Origin of the sequence: Antarctobacter aquimaris (genome assembly GCF_900184945.1) — a bacterium.
Classification (GTDB): domain Bacteria; phylum Pseudomonadota; class Alphaproteobacteria; order Rhodobacterales; family Rhodobacteraceae; genus Maliponia; species Maliponia aquimaris.
Genome location: NZ_FXYF01000002.1, coordinates 396,485 through 415,113, shown reverse-complemented (window position 1 = coordinate 415,113; position 18,629 = coordinate 396,485). Strand labels below are relative to the sequence as shown.

Annotated in this window: 18 protein-coding genes; 16 read left to right on the top strand and 2 right to left on the bottom strand. The window is 70.8% G+C overall.

The window, feature by feature from the left end; translation table 11 throughout:
- The first annotated feature begins 24 nt into the window (after positions 1–24).
- The gene (locus MAA8898_RS04740; protein WP_094020012.1) at positions 25–1,224 is read left to right on the top strand and encodes a DegT/DnrJ/EryC1/StrS family aminotransferase; all 1,200 of its coding nucleotides are present in this window, start codon (positions 25–27) and stop codon (positions 1,222–1,224) included.
- Positions 1,221–2,126 carry an aminotransferase class IV gene (locus MAA8898_RS04735; RefSeq protein WP_094019820.1) on the top strand — a complete coding sequence of 302 codons (906 nt, stop codon included), beginning with the start codon at positions 1,221–1,223 and terminating at the stop codon, positions 2,124–2,126. Before MAA8898_RS04740 ends, MAA8898_RS04735 begins: the two co-directional genes overlap by 4 nt.
- A gap of 33 nt (positions 2,127–2,159) precedes the next feature.
- Here the strand turns inward: MAA8898_RS04735 and MAA8898_RS04730 are convergent, their stop codons facing one another.
- Positions 2,160–3,770, bottom strand: coding sequence for a tetratricopeptide repeat-containing sulfotransferase family protein (locus MAA8898_RS04730; protein ID WP_094019819.1), 1,611 nt, complete (start codon positions 3,768–3,770; stop codon positions 2,160–2,162).
- A 126-nt stretch (positions 3,771–3,896) separates the two neighbouring features.
- Positions 3,897–5,423 carry a fused MFS/spermidine synthase gene (locus MAA8898_RS04725; RefSeq protein WP_245853239.1) on the bottom strand — a complete coding sequence of 509 codons (1,527 nt, stop codon included), beginning with the start codon at positions 5,421–5,423 and terminating at the stop codon, positions 3,897–3,899.
- A 162-nt stretch (positions 5,424–5,585) separates the two neighbouring features.
- Here MAA8898_RS04725 and MAA8898_RS04720 point away from each other — a divergent pair, with 162 nt between their 5' ends.
- From MAA8898_RS04720 to MAA8898_RS04655, 14 genes are all read left to right on the top strand, one after another.
- Positions 5,586–6,236, top strand: coding sequence for a DUF1236 domain-containing protein (locus tag MAA8898_RS04720; protein WP_094019818.1), 651 nt, complete (start codon positions 5,586–5,588; stop codon positions 6,234–6,236).
- Positions 6,237–6,391: 155 nt separating this feature from the next.
- Complete coding sequence (locus MAA8898_RS04715; RefSeq protein ID WP_094019817.1) at positions 6,392–7,555, top strand: isovaleryl-CoA dehydrogenase; 1,164 nt, start codon at positions 6,392–6,394, stop codon at positions 7,553–7,555.
- Positions 7,556–7,567: 12 nt separating this feature from the next.
- Positions 7,568–7,882 carry a hypothetical protein gene (locus tag MAA8898_RS04710; protein WP_094019816.1) on the top strand — a complete coding sequence of 105 codons (315 nt, stop codon included), beginning with the start codon at positions 7,568–7,570 and terminating at the stop codon, positions 7,880–7,882.
- A complete protein-coding gene (locus MAA8898_RS04705; RefSeq protein WP_094019815.1) occupies positions 7,879–8,367 on the top strand; it encodes a lysozyme inhibitor LprI family protein in 489 nt (162 codons plus the stop codon). Before MAA8898_RS04710 ends, MAA8898_RS04705 begins: the two co-directional genes overlap by 4 nt.
- The gene (locus MAA8898_RS04700) at positions 8,367–9,920 is read left to right on the top strand and encodes an AMP-binding protein (protein ID WP_094019814.1); all 1,554 of its coding nucleotides are present in this window, start codon (positions 8,367–8,369) and stop codon (positions 9,918–9,920) included. Before MAA8898_RS04705 ends, MAA8898_RS04700 begins: the two co-directional genes overlap by 1 nt.
- Positions 9,917–10,723, top strand: a complete 807-nt coding sequence (locus tag MAA8898_RS04695; RefSeq protein ID WP_094019813.1) for an EcsC family protein — start codon at positions 9,917–9,919, stop codon at positions 10,721–10,723. Before MAA8898_RS04700 ends, MAA8898_RS04695 begins: the two co-directional genes overlap by 4 nt.
- Positions 10,720–11,316: a hypothetical protein gene (locus tag MAA8898_RS04690; RefSeq protein WP_094019812.1), complete on the top strand. Its 597-nt coding sequence runs from the start codon at positions 10,720–10,722 to the stop codon at positions 11,314–11,316. The genes MAA8898_RS04695 and MAA8898_RS04690 overlap by 4 nt, the downstream gene beginning before the upstream one ends.
- A 40-nt stretch (positions 11,317–11,356) precedes the next feature.
- Positions 11,357–12,955: a carboxyl transferase domain-containing protein gene (locus MAA8898_RS04685; protein ID WP_094019811.1), complete on the top strand. Its 1,599-nt coding sequence runs from the start codon at positions 11,357–11,359 to the stop codon at positions 12,953–12,955.
- 141 nt (positions 12,956–13,096) lie between these two features.
- The gene (locus MAA8898_RS04680) at positions 13,097–13,585 is read left to right on the top strand and encodes a macro domain-containing protein (protein ID WP_094019810.1); all 489 of its coding nucleotides are present in this window, start codon (positions 13,097–13,099) and stop codon (positions 13,583–13,585) included.
- 108 nt (positions 13,586–13,693) lie between these two features.
- Positions 13,694–15,643, top strand: a complete 1,950-nt coding sequence (locus MAA8898_RS04675; protein WP_094019809.1) for an ATP-binding protein — start codon at positions 13,694–13,696, stop codon at positions 15,641–15,643.
- Positions 15,640–16,308, top strand: a complete 669-nt coding sequence (locus MAA8898_RS04670) for a glutathione S-transferase family protein (protein WP_094019808.1) — start codon at positions 15,640–15,642, stop codon at positions 16,306–16,308. Before MAA8898_RS04675 ends, MAA8898_RS04670 begins: the two co-directional genes overlap by 4 nt.
- A 64-nt stretch (positions 16,309–16,372) precedes the next feature.
- Complete coding sequence (locus tag MAA8898_RS04665) at positions 16,373–17,230, top strand: hydroxymethylglutaryl-CoA lyase (RefSeq protein ID WP_094019807.1); 858 nt, start codon at positions 16,373–16,375, stop codon at positions 17,228–17,230.
- Entirely contained in the window at positions 17,227–17,841 is a 615-nt protein-coding gene (locus MAA8898_RS04660) for a class I SAM-dependent methyltransferase (RefSeq protein ID WP_094019806.1), read from the top strand. Before MAA8898_RS04665 ends, MAA8898_RS04660 begins: the two co-directional genes overlap by 4 nt.
- A gap of 8 nt (positions 17,842–17,849) precedes the next feature.
- Positions 17,850–18,626, top strand: a complete 777-nt coding sequence (locus MAA8898_RS04655; protein ID WP_094019805.1) for a crotonase/enoyl-CoA hydratase family protein — start codon at positions 17,850–17,852, stop codon at positions 18,624–18,626.
- Positions 18,627–18,629 lie beyond the last annotated feature (3 nt).

Here is an 18,629-nt window from a genome sequence, read left to right as displayed (position 1 = left end):
GCCGCCCTGCGCCAAAACGGACGCATGACAGAGCGTTTCACCGGCAGTTTCACCCAGCAGGAACCGATTCCCGAGGAGGCCATCGCCGCCGCCGTCGAGGTGCTGCGCGGCGGGCGTCTGCACCGCTACAACACCGTCCCCGGTGAGACCGCGCATGCCGCTATACTGGAACAGGAATTCGCTGCCCTGACCGGCGCGCGCTACTGCCTCGCCGTGGCCTCGGGTGGTTATGCGCTGGGCTGTGCCTTGCGCGCGGTCGGCGTGCGCCCCGGCGACAAGGTGCTGACCAACGCCTTTACCCTGGCCCCGGTGCCCGGCGCCATCGCAAGCGTCGGCGCGGTGCCGGTGTTCGTCGGCGTGACCGAGGACCTGGTGATCGACCTCGATGACCTGGAGGCCAAGGTCGACGGGACAAGCGTGCTGATGCTCAGCCACATGCGCGGGCACCTGTGCGACATGGACCGCCTCATGGCGATCTGCTCGCGGGCCGGGATCACCGTGATCGAGGATTGCGCCCACACCATGGGCGCGGCCTGGAACGGCGTGCCCTCCGGGCGGCACGGGCTGGTGGGCTGTTATTCCATGCAGACCTACAAGCACGTCAATTCCGGCGAAGGCGGGCTGCTGGTGACCGACGATGCCGAGGTCGCGGCCCGCGCGATCGTGCTGTCCGGTTCCTACATGCTGTACGAACGCCACCTGGCCGGACCGCCGCCCGAGGTTTTCGAGCGGGTGAAATACGTCACCCCCAATGTTTCGGGCCGGATGGACAACCTGCGCGCGGCGATCCTGCGGCCGCAGCTGCGCGCCCTGGATACCCAGGTCGACCGCTGGAACGACCGTTACCGCACGGTCGAGCAGGGGCTGCGCGGCACGCCCGGCCTGCGCCTGCCGGTCCGGCCCGAGGCCGAACGCTATGTCGGCTCGTCGATCCAGTTCCTGCTGCCGGACTGGCCGGGGGCAGCGGTGCAGGAGGTGCTGAGGCGCTGCGCGGCGCGCGGGGTTGAGCTGAAGTGGTTCGGCGGGGCCGAGCCCACCGGCTTTACCTCGCGCTACGACAGCTGGCGCTATGCCCCCTCCCAGCCGATGCCGCAGACCGACCGCATCCTGCGCGGCCTGCTGGACATGCGTCTGCCACTGACCTTCAGCCTGGAGGACTGCGCGCTGATCGCCCGCATCATCCGCGCCGAGGTGGGCGCCGTGTTCCAGGGGCAGAGCGCATGAACGCCCTCGCCGCCGGCGCGGCCTGGATGCAGGGCGAGGTGATCCCGATCTCGGAGGCCAGGATCGGCGTGACCGACTGGGGCCTGACCCATTCCGACATCGTCTACGACGTGGTGCCGGTGGTCGCGGGGGCGTTTTTCCGGCTGGACGATTACCTCGACCGTTTCCTGGCCTCCATCGCGGCGGGGCGTTACCAGGTCCCGGAGGGGCGGGACGAGATCCGCGCGGCGCTGGCCGCCATCGTCGCGGCCTCCGGTCTGCGGGATGCCTATTGCGCGATGGTCGTGGCGCGCGGCACCCCGCGCGTCCCCGGTACGCGCGACCCGCGCGATTGCGTCAACCACTTCTATTCCTGGGTCGTCCCCTACGTGCACGTGATCCGCCCCGAAGTGCTGGAGGCCGGCGCGTCGGTCTGGATCGGCAAGGCGGTGCGGCGGATCCCGCGCGACAGCGTCGACCCGAGGGCCAAGAATTATCATTGGGGCGATTTCACCGCCGGGCTGTTCGAGGCCAAGGATGCGGGCTTCGAGACCGTTCTGCTGTGCGATCACGCCGGCAACGTGACCGAGGGGCCGGGCTTCAACGCCTTTGCGGTCAAGGGCGACACGGTGGTAACCCCCGACCTGGGCGTGCTTCAGGGGATCACCCGGCGCACCGCGCTGGAGATGGCGCGCGCGATCGGGCTGAAGACCGAGGAACGGGCGCTGCCGCTGGAGGAATTCCTGGAGGCCGACGAGGTGTTCCTGTCCTCCTCGGGCGGGGGCGTGCTGCCGGTGACGCGAGTCGATGACCGGCTGTTCGGCAACGGGCGTCCGGGCCCCGTGGCGGACCGGCTGAACGCGCTCTACTGGGACTGGACGCGGCGGCCCGACCTGCGGACCGAAGTGACCTACGCGGACTAGTCCGAAGCCAAGAGCGCCCCGGCGGACCGCCGGTCAGATCAGGCCGTTGTCCCTGAGGCGGGAAACCAGGGGGCCAAGATGCGCCGCATAGGGGCGCCAGTCCTCGTCGCTGCCGCGGTAGATGCCGCCGCGCACCTGGAGCGCGCTGGCGGTGGCGACGGCGCGGCCGGACCCGGCGAAATCGAGGCAGGCCGCATCCCAGGGCAGGTCCAGCGCCTGCAACAGCGCGGCGACGGTCTCTTCGGGCCGGTCCGTGAGCGTGGCGTAGTCCAGCCGGTGCAGGGCGATGCCGCTGGTTTCGCAGGTGTCCAGCATGTCCCGGTAGAGGGCCATGTAATCGGCGATGTCGCGCAGGTCGTAGGCAAAGCCGTTGCCGGTGCGGACAAAGCACTGGCGGAACACCGACCAGCCCAGCGCCACCGGCGCGCGGTGCATGGCGACGATGCGCGCCTGGGGGATCAGCCGGGCCAGCGGACCGGCCAGCACGAAGTTGGCGGGCATCTTGTCGATGACGCAGGCCTTGCCCCCGGACGCGGCGCGCAGCGTCTCGAGATAGCCCTTGCGGACCTTGTCCAGCTGCGCCGGGTCGGGCGGTGTGCCCGCCCGCAGGAGCGGCAGCAGGTGCTGGCGCAGGTAGGGCAGTTCCCCGGCGGTGGCGACCTGCGGGTGTGCTGCCAGGATGCTTTCGGTCAGCGTGGTGCCCGAGCGCGGCAGCCCGACGATCAGGATCGGCACCGGGTCCGCCTGGGCATCTGCCGGGGCGGGGTAAAAGGCGGGCAGGGCGGCCCTGACCGCGGCGCAGTCCTGCCGGTCCTTGTCGACCCCGAGGTCATGCAGCGCCTTTTTCTGCGCGTTTCCGCGCGCGTAGTGGTCAAAGGCGGCGTCGGCCTGGCCGAGGTCGGCATAGGCCTTGCCGAGGGCAAAGTGGAACTCCAGCTGTTCGGCAGGGGTGGGTTTGCCGGACTTCAGGATCTTCAGCATCTTCTTCAGGTGCGGGTCGGAACGGTCGGTGTAGCGGTGCAGTTCGGCATAGCCGCGATGCGCCGCGCCGTTTTCCGGGACAAGGGCGGCAAGGCGGCCGTAGCGGTCGCGCGCGGTGTCGCGGTCGCCGTGGATCAGCGCGGCCACCGCGCCCATGCGCTGCGCCTGCGGATCGTCGGGCAGCGCCTCGGCGGCGTGGCGGGCGGGGGCCTGCATCGCCTCGAAACGGCCGGTTTCATAGAGTGCCAGCGCCAGTTCGCGGTAGAGCGCGGCGCGGTCAGGGGCGCGCACCAGCGCCTCGCGCGCGGCGTTGTAGGCCAGCGGAAAGCGGCGCGCGGCGTTGTAGGCCAGGGCCAGGGCCTCGTGCGGGGTGGCGGCCTGCGGATGCGCGGCGGCAAGGCTGCGCGCCAGCGTCACGGCGGCGTCCAGCCGGCGGGTATTGAGCAGCGCCGAGAGTCGCTGCGCCGCCTCGGGCGGCAGCGGACGCGCCAGCAGGGCGGGCTGGCCGCGCCGGAACAGCCGGTGGCGCAGGTGCAGGGTTTCGGGCGCAAAGGCCCAGCGTTCGGGCAGGGCATCCAGCCGCGCCGCCGCCTCGGGGGCCGCGCCGCCTGCCAGCGCCGTGTCGGCGCGGGCCAGTTCCGCCTCGTATGCCTGCCGGTCCATGGTGCCTCGGGTCCGTTGTCTACAGGGCCTTGGTACGGTGCAGGCCGGGGCGGGGGCAAGAGCCGGAGGGCGGTTTTGCCCCCCGGGATACCTGCGGCCGGAAGACACCGGCGCGCGGCGAGGCGCTCAATCGATGACCGGGTCGAGGCCCATCAGCCGGCTGATCGGGGCGTGGTCGTCGGTCAGCACCCGTGGCGCGGTGCGGGCCAGGATCGCCGCCACAAAGGCGGGGTCGAGCGCGGCAAAGCGTTTCGGTTCGGGTGCGGGGGTGGTGACGCTGGAGACCGGGCTGTCCTGCGCGCCGGCCAGCAACACGAAGATGCGCCTCTCGCCCGGCTGCGGCGGGCGCGCCTCGGTCCAGACCTCGACCGAGGGGAAGACCGCGCGCAGGGTGGTGACCACGGCGGCCAGCGCGTCCAGCCGGTCCGCATTGTCGATCAGGTTCATGGCGTAGACGCCGCCGGGCGCGAGGCGATCGGCGACCAGGGCAAAGAATTCGCGCGTGATCAGGTGCTGCGGTACGGCGATGTCGGTGAAGGCGTCGCCGACGATGACGTCGTAGCGCTGCGGATCGTCGTGCAGGCTGATGCGGGCGTCGCGGTGCAGGACCGTGGCGCTGGCCGGGTCGAACCAGAACTCGGCCACAGCCTTGCGCGTCACCTCGGGGTCGATCTCGGCGACGGTGATCTGGGTCATGCCGCGGTCGGCCCAGGCGCGCGGCACCGAGTAGGAGCCGCCGCCGATGTGAAAGGAGCTGAACGCCCGGTCGCCCATGCGCATCCGGGGCAGCGCGTCCAGCATGGCGGTGTGATCGGTGAACATCACGCGCGGGTCGTTGCGGGCGCTGATGCCGTGGGCGAGGTGATCCAGCACCATCAGGTTGACCGGCGCGTTCGGGTCGTCCGACAGGGCGACGGTGCGCAGGCAGTAGTAGCCGCTTTCACGGTCGCAGACGGCGGGCTGGGTCAGGGCTGCGGTGGCGGTCAGCATCGCCCCCGCCAGCGCGCCGAGCGCCAGCGTGGTTTCGCCACGCGCCGCCCGGCCCAGCCGGAAGCAGACCAGCGCCGCCAGTGCGTAGACCGCGGCGATCACCGCCAGCGTCGCCACCGAGCCCAGCCAGGCGACAAAGAGAAATCCCGCCAGCAGGGTGCCGGCGATGGCGCCCATGGCGCCGGCGGCGAACATCGCCCCCAGCGCGCGTTCCGATTGGTCGCGGCCGCGCATGGCGGCGACGGTCAGCACCGGCGCGGGCACCCCGGCAAAGAGCGAGGGCAGGAAGAAGGCCAGCGCGCTCAGCGCGGTGATCGCGGCGATGGGATGGGCGAGGCTGTTCAGCACCGGCCCCGCCGTGGCGCGCAGCAGCAGCGACGCGGCGGCGGTGGCCAGCGCGGCAGCGACCATGGTCCAGCCGGCCTGTCGCAGCGCGCGGCCGGTGTCCTGCGCGGCGATCCGCCCGCCCCACCAGTGGCCCGCCGACAGCCCCGCCAGCACCACGGCGATGATCGCGGTCCAGGTGTAGAGGCTCATCCCGACATAGGGGGCGATCATCCGCCCGGCGACGATTTCGACCACCATGCTGGCGGCGGAGATGGCGGCCTGCAACAGGATCAGCAGCCAGAGCGGGGCATGAGAGACAGGGGCGGTCATGGTCATGGCGCCATTAGGACAGCCGCGCGCGGGGGGTCAAGCGGTGATCGTCCGGCCCGCGACACCCCGCGCGTCGGCGGTGATCCGCGCAGCCACGGGGCACCCTCACGGAACTTCACGGTCCGGGGCGTGTTGTCGGCATGTGACTGAAAACCAAGGAGACTTGTGATGAGAACCCGTATTCTTGCGGCCGTTTCGGCCATTGCCCTGACCACCGCCGGCGCAGCCCAGGCCGCCGTCGGCTATGCCGTCACCGACCTCAACCTGCGCGCCGGGCCCGGCCCGCAATACGAGGTGCTGGGTGTGATCGACGCCGAGGCCGCGACAGATGTCGTGGGCTGCCTGCCGGAGGCGAACTGGTGCAAGGTCATCCACGACGGGCAGGAGGGCTGGGCCTATGGCGACTACCTGACGGCCTCGCTGGTGGCGCCGCTGCCGATCTACGATCCGGCCTCGGAACTGCAGGTGGGCACGGTGACCTACACGACCGGCGGCGAGGAGGGGGCTGCCGTCGGTGCCCTGACCGGCGCCGTCGCCGGTGCGGCGCTGTTGGGCGGTCCGCTCGCCATCGTCGGCGGCGCGATGCTGGGCGGCGGTCTCGGCGCCTCGGCCGATGTCGAAGAGCGCACGATCACCTACATCCACGAGAACCCGCTCGACCCGGTCTATGCCGAGGGCGAGGTGGTCGTCGGCGCCACGCTGGAGGGCGAGGCCGAGCTGGTGCCGATCCCGGACAGCGATTATGCCTATATCGCGCTCAACAACACGGTGACCGTGGTCGATCCCGACACCCGCAGGATTGTCTACATCCTGCGCTGACCCCGCGGCGCACCGCACAGACGGACCACCGGCCAGGCGGCCCCCGCGCAGGGGGCCGCCGTTCGCCGCGTACAAACCCCGCGTGCAAACCCATTGACCCGACTCGGTCAAAGCCGTTAAATGAACAAGCGTTCATTACTTTGGGAGGGGCGGGCGTGTTTCTGGCGACGATGACATTCGATCTGGGCGAGGACGTCCAGGCCCTGCGCGAGATGGTGCACAAGTGGGCGCAGGAGCGGGTCAAGCCGATGGCCGCCGAGATCGACCGCAGCAACGAGTTTCCCGCGCCGCTCTGGCGCGAGATGGGCGAACTGGGCCTCCTGGGCATCACGGTCCCCGAGCAATACGGCGGCGCGGGCATGGGCTATCTCGCGCATACCGTCGCGGTCGAGGAGGTGGCGCGGGCCTCGGCCTCGGTCTCGCTGTCCTACGGCGCGCATTCCAACCTCTGCGTGAACCAGGTCAAGCTGAACGGCACCGAGGCGCAGCGGCAGAAGTACCTGCCCGGGCTGATCTCGGGCGAACACGTCGGCGCGTTGGCCATGTCCGAGCCGGGGGCCGGGTCGGACGTGGTCGGCATGAAGCTGCGCGCCGAAAAGCGCAACGACCGCTACGTGCTGAACGGCAACAAGTACTGGATCACCAACGGCCCGGACGCCGATACGCTGGTGGTCTATGCCAAGACCGATCCCGAGGCCGGGGCCAAGGGCATCACCGCCTTTCTGATCGAGAAGTCGATGAAGGGGTTTTCCACCAGCAAGCATTTCGACAAGCTGGGGATGCGCGGGTCGAACACCGCCGAGCTGATCTTCGAGGATGTCGAGGTGCCGTTCGACAACGTGCTGGGCGAAGAGGGCAAGGGCGTGCGCGTGCTGATGTCGGGGCTGGATTATGAACGCGTGGTGCTGGCAGGCATCGGCCTCGGCATCATGGCGGCCTGCCTTGACGAGATCATGCCCTACATGGCCGAGCGCAGGCAGTTCGGCCAGCCGATCGGGAGCTTTCAGCTGATGCAGGGCAAGATCGCCGACATGTACACGGCGATGAACTCGGCCCGCGCCTATGTCTACGAGGTCGCCAAGGCCTGCGACCGGGGACAGGTGACGCGGCAGGACGCCGCTGCCTGCTGTCTCTACGCCTCGGAACAGGCCATGGTGCAGGCGCACCAGGCGGTGCAGGCGATGGGCGGGGCGGGCTTCCTTTCCGATGCGCCGGTGGCGCGGCTGTTCCGCGACGCCAAGCTGATGGAGATCGGCGCCGGCACCTCGGAAATCCGGCGCATGCTGGTCGGGCGCGAGCTGATGGCGGCGATGGCGTGAGCCGAGGCTGAGGTGCCGCGCTGGCTGTGGTTCACTCCGCTGGCCGGGCTGCTGCTGGTGGCGGCGGTGCTGGGCTACCGGCACGGCTGGCGGGTCGCCAACCTGACCGAATCCGACGCGATCGAGACCTGGGCCGCGCGCTACATGGACGAGACCGGAGCAGCGCAGGCGGATTGCACGGCGGTGCCGGGGGTGCAGGTGTGGCTGGTGATCCGCTGCGGGACGGGGCAGGATCGGCGGGTCTACCGGCTGGACCGACTGGGGCGGCTGGTGCGCCCTGCCGACCCGGACGGCGGCAACAGCACGATATTGGAGCCGAACATATGAAAATCCTTGCCCTTTCCCTGGTCCTTGGGGCCATGGTCGCCGCGCCCGCCGCCGCGCAGGAGCTGGTCTTTTCGCCGCGCGCGACCGAATCCTGCCTCGCGTCCGGTGCCGATTTCCGCGACTGCATCGGCCTGTCGGCCGAAGCCTGCATCAACGACACGCCGGGCGGCTATGCCACCGTGGCCGTGTCGGGCTGCAACTACCGCGAACTGGACTGGTGGGACGCACGGCTGAACACCTCCTACGGTTTTGCCCTGCGCCATGCCAAGCAGGTCGACAAGGACAACGCGGGCTTTGGTCCCTCGATGGAGGCGGCGCTGCGCGAGATGCAGCGCGCCTGGATCACCTTCCGCGACACCACCTGCGCCTACGAGCGCAGCTTCTGGGGCGGTGGTACCGGCGGCGGCCCGGCCGAGGCCGCCTGCCAGCTGCGCGTGACGGCTGAACAGACCTGGTATCTCGAGAGCATGGTGACACCGGGCTGATGCTGCGCCGCGCTCCGACATACGAGGCGCTCTGCGCCCGGTTCCGCTGGGACCTGCCGTCGGACCTCAACCTGGCGCACCAGGTCTGTGACGGCTGGGCGGCGGTGGAACCGGACCGCCTGGCCATCATCGACCTGTCGCGCGGGCATCGCCGCAACGTTACCTACCGCCAGTTGTGGGAGCTGTCGCGGCGGGTCGAGGCGGGCCTGATCGCGCGCGGCGTTCTGCGCGGCGACCGGGTGGGCGTGCTGCTGTCGCAGTCGCCGCTCTGCGCCGCCGCACACATCGCCGCCTGGCGGATCGGGGCGATTTCCGTGCCGCTGTTCATGCTGTTCCGCGAGGATGCGCTGCGGTCGCGGCTGGAGGATTCGGGCTGCAAGGTGGTGGTCACGGACGAGGAGGGCGCCGGGATGCTGCGCCCCTTCGATTGCGCGGTGCTCAGGGGGTCGGACCTGCCGTCGCCCTGGCTGGCCTCGCGCGCCGGGGTGGCCACGGGGCCGGAGGAGGCGGCGGTGCTGATCTACACCTCGGGCACCACGGGCAAGCCCAAAGGCGCGCTGCACGGCCACCGCATCCTGACCGGCCACCTGCCGGGGGTCGAGGTGAGCCACGATTTCCTCGGCACGCGCGGCGACGTGCTGTGGACCCCGGCGGACTGGGCCTGGATCGGCGGGCTGTTCGACGTGCTGATGCCGGGGCTGGCGCTGGGGGTGCCGGTGGTGGCCGCGCGGATGCGCCGATTCGACGTCGAGGATTGCCTGAGGATCGTCTCCGAAGGCGCTGTCAGGAATGTGTTTTTCCCGCCGACCGCCCTGCGGATGCTGAAGGCGGAGGGCGCCGTGGTGCCGGGCCTGCGCTCGGTCGCCAGCGGGGGCGAGCCGCTGGGCGCCGAGATGCTGGCCTGGGGGCGCGAGGCCTTTGGCGTGACGGTCAACGAGTTCTACGGCCAGACCGAGTGCAACATGGTGGCCAGCTCCTGCGGCACCCTGTTTGCCCCGCGCCCCGGCTGCCTGGGCCGCGCGGTGCCGGGGTTCGACGTGGCGGTGGTGGACGCGGAGGGTGTACCCACCGAGGGCGAAGGCGACATCGCGGTGCGGCGGGGCTGTGCCTCGATGATGCTGGAATACTGGCGCCGCCCCGAGGCCACGGCGGAGAAATTCCGCGGCGACTGGCTGATCACCGGCGATCGGGGCGTGATCGAGGACGGCTTCATCCGCTTCGTGGGCCGCGAGGATGACGTGATCACCTCTGCCGGCTACCGCATCGGCCCGGCCGAGATCGAGGATTGCCTGCTGACCCATCCGGCGGTGGCGACGGTGGGCGTGGTGGGCAAACCCGACGCCCTGCGCACCGAGATCGTCAAGGCCTACGTTGTCACCCGGCCCGGCGTCGAAATCAGCGCCGAGGCGCTTCAGGACTGGGTGAAAGGACGGCTGGCAAGCTATTCCTACCCAAGGGAAATCAGTTTCGTCGAGGCCCTGCCGATGACCGTCACCGGCAAGGTGATCCGCAAGGAGTTGAAGGCGCTGGCGGCGCGGGAGGGACTGGAATGACGTCCGACGATCCCATCATCCCCTCGGAAGCCGTGCGCCGCGCGCTGGACGCGCAACGCGCCTATGAACAGCGCCGCCAGACCCTGCTGGGCCAGGGCGCGGAGAGGGTGACGCGGCCCGTGGGCAACGCCATGGCGCGGGCGATACCGCCTTGGCTGATGCGGCGCGGGCTGGCGCTGGCGGACCGCGCGGCGGGGCTGACGATCCCCGCCGAGATCACCTCGCACGACATCCACGACATCGCCGCCTGCGAGGCGGCGGCGGTGCGCGTGCAGGCCTGGGCGGCGGGCACCAACGCCGCGACCGGCGGCGCGGCGGGATGGTTCGGCGTCGCCGGCCTGACGGCGGACATCCCCGCGACCTTTGCCATGGCGGCGCGTAACGTGCGGGCGACGGGGGCCGCCTTCGGCTTTGTCGCCGACACCGAGGACGAACGCGCCTATCGCCTGCTGGTGCTGGAACTCGCCTCGTCCCATGCCGACCAGGCGCGGCACGAGTCGCTGGGCGCGCTGTCGCAGATGGCCCGCGTGTTGGAAAACCCGGTTGGCCGCATGGCGCTGGACAAGGGCGGCGAATGGGTGACCGAAAAGGTGGTGGAGCGCATCCTGCGGCAGGCCGGCGTGTCGCTGGGCAGCCGCAAGGCGGCGCAGGTGGTGCCGGTGATCGGCGGCGCGGTGGCGGCGGTGGTCAACGCCAGCTTCCAGACCGATGTGAGCCGCGCGGCGCGCTATGCCTACCGGATGCGCTGGCTGATGCACCGGCGGCTGCTGGCTCCGCCGGACGTGGAGGGGGACCGGGCATGAGACCGATCGCCCTGCTGGCGGCCCTGGCCGCGCTGCCCGTGCTGGCCCAGACCGAACCGGAGCCCGAGCCGCTGCCCGATTTCGCCAGCTGCATGGCGGTGGTCGTGGCGCGCTATGAGCAGGACCTTGAAAATCTGCGCGAACGTCCTGAAACGGAACAGGACTTCGACATCGGCGACATGCGCGAGACCGAGTTTTGCGGCACCATCGGCATCGTGCGCTGCGACCGCTCCGAGGCGCCTTTGGACTGTCAGCGCGCGCTGACGGCGGAACAGGAGGCGCTCAAGGCGGCGATCCTGGCCGCGCTGCCCGCACCCGAGACGGTGACCGACGGCGGCTTTGCCGGGCAGGTCTTTCGCCGCGCCTATGTGCTGTCGCAGGGCATCTCGGCGGGTCCGGATTGTGACGGGCAGTCCGAGGCCTTGCAGGCCTGGTGCGAAACGCGCGAGGCGGGCGGGGCGGTCGAGACGGCGATCCTGGCCTGGCAGGCGGCGCGCTACCTGGACCTGGCCGAACCGGCCACAGTGGCGGGCTGGGCCGTACCGCCGCCGCCGACGCGGCCAAAGGCGCGGCCCGACGGGCTGAAACCATGAGCGGGCCGGACACACGGCCCACGGACAAGGAAACGGGGCGATGAAACTGCACTCACAGGCGCTGACCGGCAGCGAGACCTTTGCCGCCAACCGCGCCGCACACCTGGCCGCGCTGGCCGAGATCGAAGAGGCCGCCGCGCTGGCCATGGCGGGCGGCGGCGACAAGGCGCGCGACCGGCACCTGTCGCGCGGCAAGATGCTGCCGCGTGATCGGGTGGCCAACCTGCTGGACCCGGGCTCGCCCTTCCTCGAGGTGGGCCTGACGGCGGCGCATGGCATGTACGACGGCGCGGCGCCCTGCGCGGGAGTGATCGCCGGCATCGGCCTGGTGGAGGGGCGGCAGGTCATGGTGGTCTGCAACGATGCCACCGTGAAAGGCGGCACATACTACCCGATGACGGTCAAGAAACACCTGCGCGCACAGGAGATCGCCGAGGAAAACCGGCTGCCCTGCATCTACCTGGTGGACTCGGGTGGCGCCAACCTGCCCAACCAGGACGAGGTCTTTCCCGACCGCGACCACTTTGGACGGATCTTCTACAACCAGGCGCGGATGAGCGCCAAGGGCATCGCGCAGATCGCCGTGGTGATGGGGTCCTGCACGGCGGGCGGCGCCTATGTGCCGGCCATGTCGGACGTGTCGATCATCGTGCGTGAGCAGGGGACGATTTTCCTCGCCGGGCCGCCGCTGGTCAAGGCCGCGACCGGCGAGGTGGTCAGCGCCGAGGACCTGGGCGGCGGCGACGTGCACACCCGGCTGTCGGGCGTGGCGGATTACCTGGCCGAGGACGACGCGCATGCGCTGGCGCTGGCGCGTCGCGCCGTGGACAGCCTTGGGGGTGGTGGGTTGAAAACCCACCCTACGGGCGAGGCGCCTGCCTATGACCCCGAGGAACTGCTGGGCGTGGTCCCGGCCGACCTGCGCACCCCCTACGACATCCGCGAGGTGATCGCGCGCACGGTCGACGGCTCGTATTTCGACGAGTTCAAGCCGCGTTTTGGCGAGACACTGGTCTGCGGCTTTGCCCGGATCGAGGGCATGGACGTGGGCATCGTCGCCAACAATGGCGTGCTGTTCAGCGAGAGCGCGCAGAAGGGCGCGCATTTCGTGGAACTGTGTTCGCAGCGGCGCATCCCATTGATCTTCCTCCAGAACATCACCGGCTTCATGGTCGGCCGCAAGTACGAGAACGAGGGCATCGCCCGCCACGGCGCCAAGATGGTGACCGCCGTGGCCACCACCTCGGTGCCCAAGGTGACGGTGCTGGTGGGCGGATCGTTCGGCGCGGGCAACTACGGCATGGCGGGGCGCGCCTACCAGCCGCGGTTCCTGTGGTCCTGGCCCAACAGCCGCATTTCGGTCATGGGCGGGCCGCAGGCGGCGGGTGTCTTGGCCACGGTGAAGCGCGACGCGATCGAGCGCGCCGGCGGGCAGTGGACGGCCGAGGAAGAGGCCGCGTTCAAGCGCCCGACGCTGGAGATGTTCGAGCGCCAGTCGCACCCGCTCTATGCCAGCGCACGGCTCTGGGACGATGGCGTGATGGACCCGCGCAAGACCCGCGCGGTGCTGGCCCTGTCCCTGCGCGCCGGGCTGAACGCGCCCATCGAGGAGACACGCTTTGGCGTGTTCCGCATGTGACGGGGGGCGTCGTGGGAGCCTTGGCCATACGCCGTCGTCCGCAGTGGAGTCGGCAAGAATCGGCTGACATGCCGATGGGGGACTCACCTTTTGCGTGTACCCGCCCCATGATCGGGCGGGGGGGGCGCGAAGGGAGAGCATATGAGTGTCGAAATCCGGCAAGCGGACCTGGCCCGGTTGGAGGTCGACGCGGTCGTCCATGCGGGCAACCGCTCGCTGACCCAGGCCGGCAGCCCCGACGACACCCTGCTGAAGGCCGGCGGCGCCGGACTGCGCGAAGCCTGCCGCCGCCTGGGTGGCTGCGAGGTGGGCGAGGCCAAGCTGACGCTCGGACACGACCTGCCGGCGCGCTACGTGATCCACACGGTGGGCCCGGTCTGGAAAGGCGGCACGCACCACGAGGCCAAGCTGCTGAAACGCTGCTATTCCGAGTGTCTGCGGCTGGCCGAGGAAGCGGGCTGCGAGTCGGTCGCCTTTCCGGCGATCTCGACCGGATTGTTCGGCTTTCCGCGCGAGCAGGCGGCGCAGATCGCGGCAGGGGTGGTCAGCACCAGCGCGCTGCGGGTGATCCTGGTCGCGGACAACTCGGTGACGGAACGGCACCTGAGGGCGGCGGTGCAACACCGTTGACCCGCCACGCCGCGGGCCCTGGCCCGGGCGCGCGATGGCGGGACCACGGTTTCTTTCCTGCGGATACAACGAAACACACACGCCTTGGCGTGGGCGGGGGACATGGCGATGTTTGACAGGATCCTGATTGCGAACCGGGGCGAGATCGCCTGCCGGGTGATCCGCACGGCCAAGGCGATGGGCATCGGCACGGTGGCGGTGCATTCGGACGCGGACGCGCAGGCGTTGCACGTGGCGCTGGCCGACGAGGCAGTCCACATCGGCGGGGCCGCCCCGGCGCAAAGCTACCTGCGCGGCGACCGCATCATTTCGGCGGCGCTGGCCACCGGCTGCCAGGCGATCCACCCGGGTTACGGCTTTCTATCGGAGAACCCCGACTTCGTGCAGGAGGTGGAGGCGGCCGGGCTGGTCTTCATCGGGCCCTCGGCGCAGGCGATCCGCAAGATGGGGCTGAAGGACGCGGCCAAGCGGTTGATGCAGGAGGCCGGCGTGCCGGTGGTGCCGGGCTACCTGGGCGAAGACCAGGACCCCGGGCACCTGGAGGTCGAGGCGCATCGCATCGGTTATCCCGTGCTGATCAAGGCCGTCGCCGGCGGCGGTGGCAAGGGGATGCGGCTGGTCGAGGCGCCCGAGCAGTTCATCGACGCGCTGGAGCGCGCCCGCGCCGAGGCGCGCACCGCCTTTGGCAACGACGCGGTGCTGCTGGAACGTTACATCCAGCGGCCCCGGCACATCGAGGTGCAGGTGTTCGGAGACGGTAGCCGCGCGGTGCACCTGTTCGAACGCGACTGTTCACTCCAGCGTCGCCACCAGAAGGTGATCGAGGAGGCGCCCGCGCCCGGCATGACCGCCGAGATGCGCGAAGCCATGGGGGCGGCCGCGGTGCGCGCCGCCGAGGCGATCGGCTACAAGGGCGCAGGCACCATCGAGTTCATCGTCGACGGCTCGGACGGGCTGCGGACGGACGGTTTCTGGTTCATGGAGATGAACACGCGGTTGCAGGTGGAACACCCGGTGTCCGAGGAGATTTGCGGCGTCGACCTGGTGGAATGGCAGATCCGCGTCGCCGCCGGAGAGCCGCTGCCCGCCCGGCAAGAGGACCTGAGGATCACCGGCCACGCCTTCGAGGCGCGGCTCTATGCCGAGGACGTGCCCGCCGGATTCCTGCCCGCGACCGGGACGCTGGCCGAACTGGCCTTTCCCGAAGGCATGCGGGCCGAGACCGGCGTGCGCGCGGGTGATGTCATCAGCCCGCATTACGACCCGATGATCGCCAAGCTGGTGGTGCACGGGCCGTCGCGCGCGGTGGCGCTGCGGCGGCTGGCCGCCGGGCTGCGGCGCACGCGGGTCGCGGGCACGGTGACCAACCTCGCCTTTCTGGGTGCGCTGGCGGAGCACGCCGGGTTCGCACGCGGCGAGGTGGACACCGGGCTGATCGCGCGCGACATGACCGCGCTGGTGCCCTCTACGGAGGTGCGGCCGCAGGTCTGGGCCGAGGCGGCGCTGGGTGCGCTGTGCCTGCTGGACGCGACGGGATGGGAGACCGGCTTTGCGCTCTGGGCGCCGGCCTGGCGTTCGGTCGTGCTGGAGCATGGCGGCGAGAGGCGCGACGTCGCGGTCGCCATGCAGGGGCCGGGCAGGGCGCGGGTGCGGGTCGAGGGGCAGGAGATCGCGGCGCGGCGCGGCGCGGCGGGCTGGACCTTTGACGGTGCGCCGGGCGGCGGCGTGCATGTCTCGCCGGGCCGGGTGACGGTCTTTGCCGATTTCGGCGTGGGCTTTACCGTTCCCGATCCGCTGGTGCGCTCTGACGGGGCCACGGCGGGGGCGGCGCTGACGCTGGCGCCGATGCCGGGGCGGGTGGTCTCGGTCCATGTCCACGCCGGGCAAGCGGTGCTGGCGGGCGACCGGCTGGCCGTGCTGGAGGCGATGAAGATGGAGCACACCATGGTGGCGGCCCGCGACGGCACCATCGCCGAGGTGCTGGTGCGCGAGGGCGATCAGGTGGAGGCCGGCGCGCCGCTGGTGCGGCTGGAAGAGACAGAGGAGACGGCGGCATGATCCGGCTGCATCACGTGCAGTACGGCCGCTCGTTCCGGGTGCTCTGGCTGCTGGAAGAAATCGGTATCGAGCGGTTCGGCGGGCTCGAGGTCATCGAGCATCGCATCGGCACCCCGGCCATGCGTGAGAGTGACCTGCCGCGCGTCTCTCCGGCGGTGCGGATCCCGGCGATCGAATGGGACGGGCTGGAGATGGCCGAGTCCGGTGCGATCGTCGAGCACCTGACCGAGCGCTGCGCGCCCGAGTTGGGCCGCACGCCCGACCACCCGGAGCGGCCCGCCTACCTGCAATGGATTCACTACGCCGAGACGCAGGCCAGCCTGATCGAGAACCTGAACCTGCAGATGGTCTTTCTGCGGCCGCCGGCGAAACCGTCGCCCATCGTTGTCAAGCTGACGGTGGCGCGGCTGCGCCAGGCGCTGGCCGGGATGGAGGCGCGGCTGGGCGGGCGCGACTGGCTGCTGCCGGGCGGGTTCTCGTCGGCGGACGTGATGATGGGGTTCAACCTATTCGCTGTCCCCTATTACGTGAAGCTGGATCCTTTCCCGGAGTTGCAGGCCTACAAGGCGCGGATCGAGGCGCGGCCCGCCTATGCCCGCGCGGTGGCGCGCGAGGGCGCGCAGCGGTTCTACGACCGCGACTTCTACCCCGTGCCGGAGAGCTGAGGGACACCGCCGGGGGCGGCGTTTTTGGGGTATTTGGACAGAGAAGAAGCAGGGGGAGGGGCACATGGCGGAACGGGTCGAGATCTTTGAGGTCGGGCCGAGGGACGGCTTGCAGAACGAGGCGCGGCTGATCCCGACGGCGGAAAAGATCGCGCTGGTGGACCTGTTGTCGGGGGCGGGGTTCCGGCGGATCGAATGCGCCTCTTTCGTCAGCCCGAAGTGGGTGCCGCAGATGGCCGATTCCGGCGAGGTGCTGGCCGGGATCACCCGTGCGCCGGGGGTGTCCTATGCCGCGCTGACGCCGAACCTGAAGGGGCTGGAGCGCGCGCTGGCGGCACAGGCGGACGAGGTGGCGGTATTTGGCGCGGCCTCGGAAGGGTTTTCGCGCGCCAACATCAACGCCTCGGTCGACGAGGGGCTGGCGCGTTTCGTCCCGGTGGCCGAGGCGGCGCGGGACGCCGGGGTGCCGGTGCGCGGCTATGTCTCCTGCGTGGTCGAATGCCCCTATGACGGGGCGGTGGCGCCGGGGGCCGTGGCGCGGGTGGTGGCGGCGCTGCGGGACATGGGCTGTTACGAGGTCTCGCTGGGCGACACCATCGGCCGCGGCGTGCCCGAGGCGGTGGACGCCATGCTGGAGGCGGTCTTGCAGGAGATGCCGGCGGAGCGGCTGGCGGGGCATTTCCATGACACGGCGGGACACGCGCTGGAGAATGTCGCGGTGGCTTTGGCGCGCGGTCTGAGGGTCTTTGACGCGGCGGTGGGAGGGCTGGGCGGCTGCCCGTATGCGCCGGGTGCAGCGGGCAACGTGGCGACCGAACAGGTGCATGATTTCGTCGTCGCGCGGGGTTACGAGACTGGGCTTGACCGCGATGTCCTGATGCGCGGGGCGCTGATGGCGCGGGCGATGCGGGGGACGCCATGACCGACCGGCAGGACCACTGGCAGGCGGCCTACGCCGGCGGTGAGGCGGGGGTGAGCTGGTTCGAGGCGGAGCCCGAGGTCTCATTGGCGATGATCGTACGGGCCGGTCTGGCGCCGGGGCGGGCGATCGACGTGGGCGGCGGCGCGTCGCGGCTGGCCGGGCACCTGCGGGGGCTGGGCTGGGACGTGACGGTGCTGGACATCTCGCAGGCGGCGCTGGAGATCGCGCAGGCGCGGCTGGGCGAGGGGGCGGCGCAGATCGCCTGGGTGGCGGCGGACATCACCCGCTGGCGCGCGGCGCTGCCCTTTGACCTGTGGCACGACCGGGCGGTGTTCCATTTCCTGACCGCGCCGGAGGACCGGGTTGCCTATGCCGCAGCCCTCCGGACCGGGCTGCGGATCGGCGGGGCGGCGGTGATCGCCACCTTTGCCGAGGACGGGCCGGAGCGCTGTTCCGGCCTGCCGGTGGTGCGCTATGCGCCCGAGGCGCTGGCGGCGGAACTGGGGCAGGGGCTGCGGCTGGAGGCGGCGCAGCGTCATGTGCATGTGACACCCTCGGGGCGCGAACAGGCCTTTCAGATCAGCCTGTTGCGACGGGTGGACGACAAATGAGGACAGACATGGACTACATCGAGGTGCGGCGCGACGGGCGCGGCCTGGCGGAGATCGTGCTGAGCCGGGCGGACAAGCACAACGCCCTGTCGGCGCAGATGATGTCGGAACTGCAAGGCGTCGCCGAGGCGCTGGCGCGGGAGCCGTCGGTGCGGGTGGTGGTGCTGTCGGCCGCCGGGGCCAGCTTTTGCGCCGGGGGGGACCTCGCCTGGATGCGCGAGCAATTCGCCATGGACCGGCACACCCGGCGGGTGGAATCGGCGCGCATCGCCCGGGCGCTGGGGGCGCTCTACGCGCTGCCGCAGCCTCTGCTGGGCAAGGTGCAGGGCAATGCCTTTGGCGGCGGTCTGGGGTTGATGGCGGTCTGCGACCAGGTGATCGCGGCCGAGGGGATCAGGCTGGGTTTGACCGAGGTCAAGCTGGGGCTGATCCCGGCCAACATCGGGCCTTATGTTGTCCACCGGATGGGCGCGCGCAATGCCGCCGAGGTCTTCATGAACGCGCGCCTCTTCGACGCGGGTGAGGCGCTGCGGCTGGGGCTGGTGAACCGGGTCGTGCCCGCCGCTGCGCTGGACGCGGCCATCGAGGAAGAGGTGGCCCGCACGCTGGCCTGCGCGCCGGGGGCGGTGCGCGACGCCAAGGCGCTGCTGCGGCGGCTGGGCGGCGAGGTCTCCGCCGGGGACGTGGAGGGTGCGATCGACGCGCTGGCCGACCGCTGGGAAACCGACGAGGCGCGCGACGGCATCGCCGCCTTCTTCGACAAGCGGCCGGCGCCCTGGGCCTGAGCC

What these genes read in the sequence shown, in the direction of transcription:
- MAA8898_RS04665 (WP_094019807.1), top strand. Translation starts at nt 16,373, where the DNA reads ATGGCGGAACGGGTCGAGATCTTTGAGGTCGGGCCGAGGGACGGCTTG.
- MAA8898_RS04655 (WP_094019805.1), top strand. Translation starts at nt 17,850, where the DNA reads ATGGACTACATCGAGGTGCGGCGCGACGGGCGCGGCCTGGCGGAGATC.
- MAA8898_RS04695 (WP_094019813.1), top strand. Translation starts at nt 9,917, where the DNA reads ATGACGTCCGACGATCCCATCATCCCCTCGGAAGCCGTGCGCCGCGCG.
- MAA8898_RS04705 (WP_094019815.1), top strand. Translation starts at nt 7,879, where the DNA reads ATGAAAATCCTTGCCCTTTCCCTGGTCCTTGGGGCCATGGTCGCCGCG.
- MAA8898_RS04690 (WP_094019812.1), top strand. Translation starts at nt 10,720, where the DNA reads ATGAGACCGATCGCCCTGCTGGCGGCCCTGGCCGCGCTGCCCGTGCTG.
- MAA8898_RS04670 (WP_094019808.1), top strand. Translation starts at nt 15,640, where the DNA reads ATGATCCGGCTGCATCACGTGCAGTACGGCCGCTCGTTCCGGGTGCTC.
- MAA8898_RS04700 (WP_094019814.1), top strand. Translation starts at nt 8,367, where the DNA reads ATGCTGCGCCGCGCTCCGACATACGAGGCGCTCTGCGCCCGGTTCCGC.
- MAA8898_RS04740 (WP_094020012.1), top strand. Translation starts at nt 25, where the DNA reads ATGACAGAGCGTTTCACCGGCAGTTTCACCCAGCAGGAACCGATTCCC.
- MAA8898_RS04675 (WP_094019809.1), top strand. Translation starts at nt 13,694, where the DNA reads ATGTTTGACAGGATCCTGATTGCGAACCGGGGCGAGATCGCCTGCCGG.
- MAA8898_RS04685 (WP_094019811.1), top strand. Translation starts at nt 11,357, where the DNA reads ATGAAACTGCACTCACAGGCGCTGACCGGCAGCGAGACCTTTGCCGCC.
- MAA8898_RS04725 (WP_245853239.1), bottom strand. Translation starts at nt 5,423, where the DNA reads ATGACCATGACCGCCCCTGTCTCTCATGCCCCGCTCTGGCTGCTGATC.
- MAA8898_RS04720 (WP_094019818.1), top strand. Translation starts at nt 5,586, where the DNA reads ATGAGAACCCGTATTCTTGCGGCCGTTTCGGCCATTGCCCTGACCACC.
- MAA8898_RS04735 (WP_094019820.1), top strand. Translation starts at nt 1,221, where the DNA reads ATGAACGCCCTCGCCGCCGGCGCGGCCTGGATGCAGGGCGAGGTGATC.
- MAA8898_RS04680 (WP_094019810.1), top strand. Translation starts at nt 13,097, where the DNA reads ATGAGTGTCGAAATCCGGCAAGCGGACCTGGCCCGGTTGGAGGTCGAC.
- MAA8898_RS04730 (WP_094019819.1), bottom strand. Translation starts at nt 3,770, where the DNA reads ATGGACCGGCAGGCATACGAGGCGGAACTGGCCCGCGCCGACACGGCG.
- MAA8898_RS04660 (WP_094019806.1), top strand. Translation starts at nt 17,227, where the DNA reads ATGACCGACCGGCAGGACCACTGGCAGGCGGCCTACGCCGGCGGTGAG.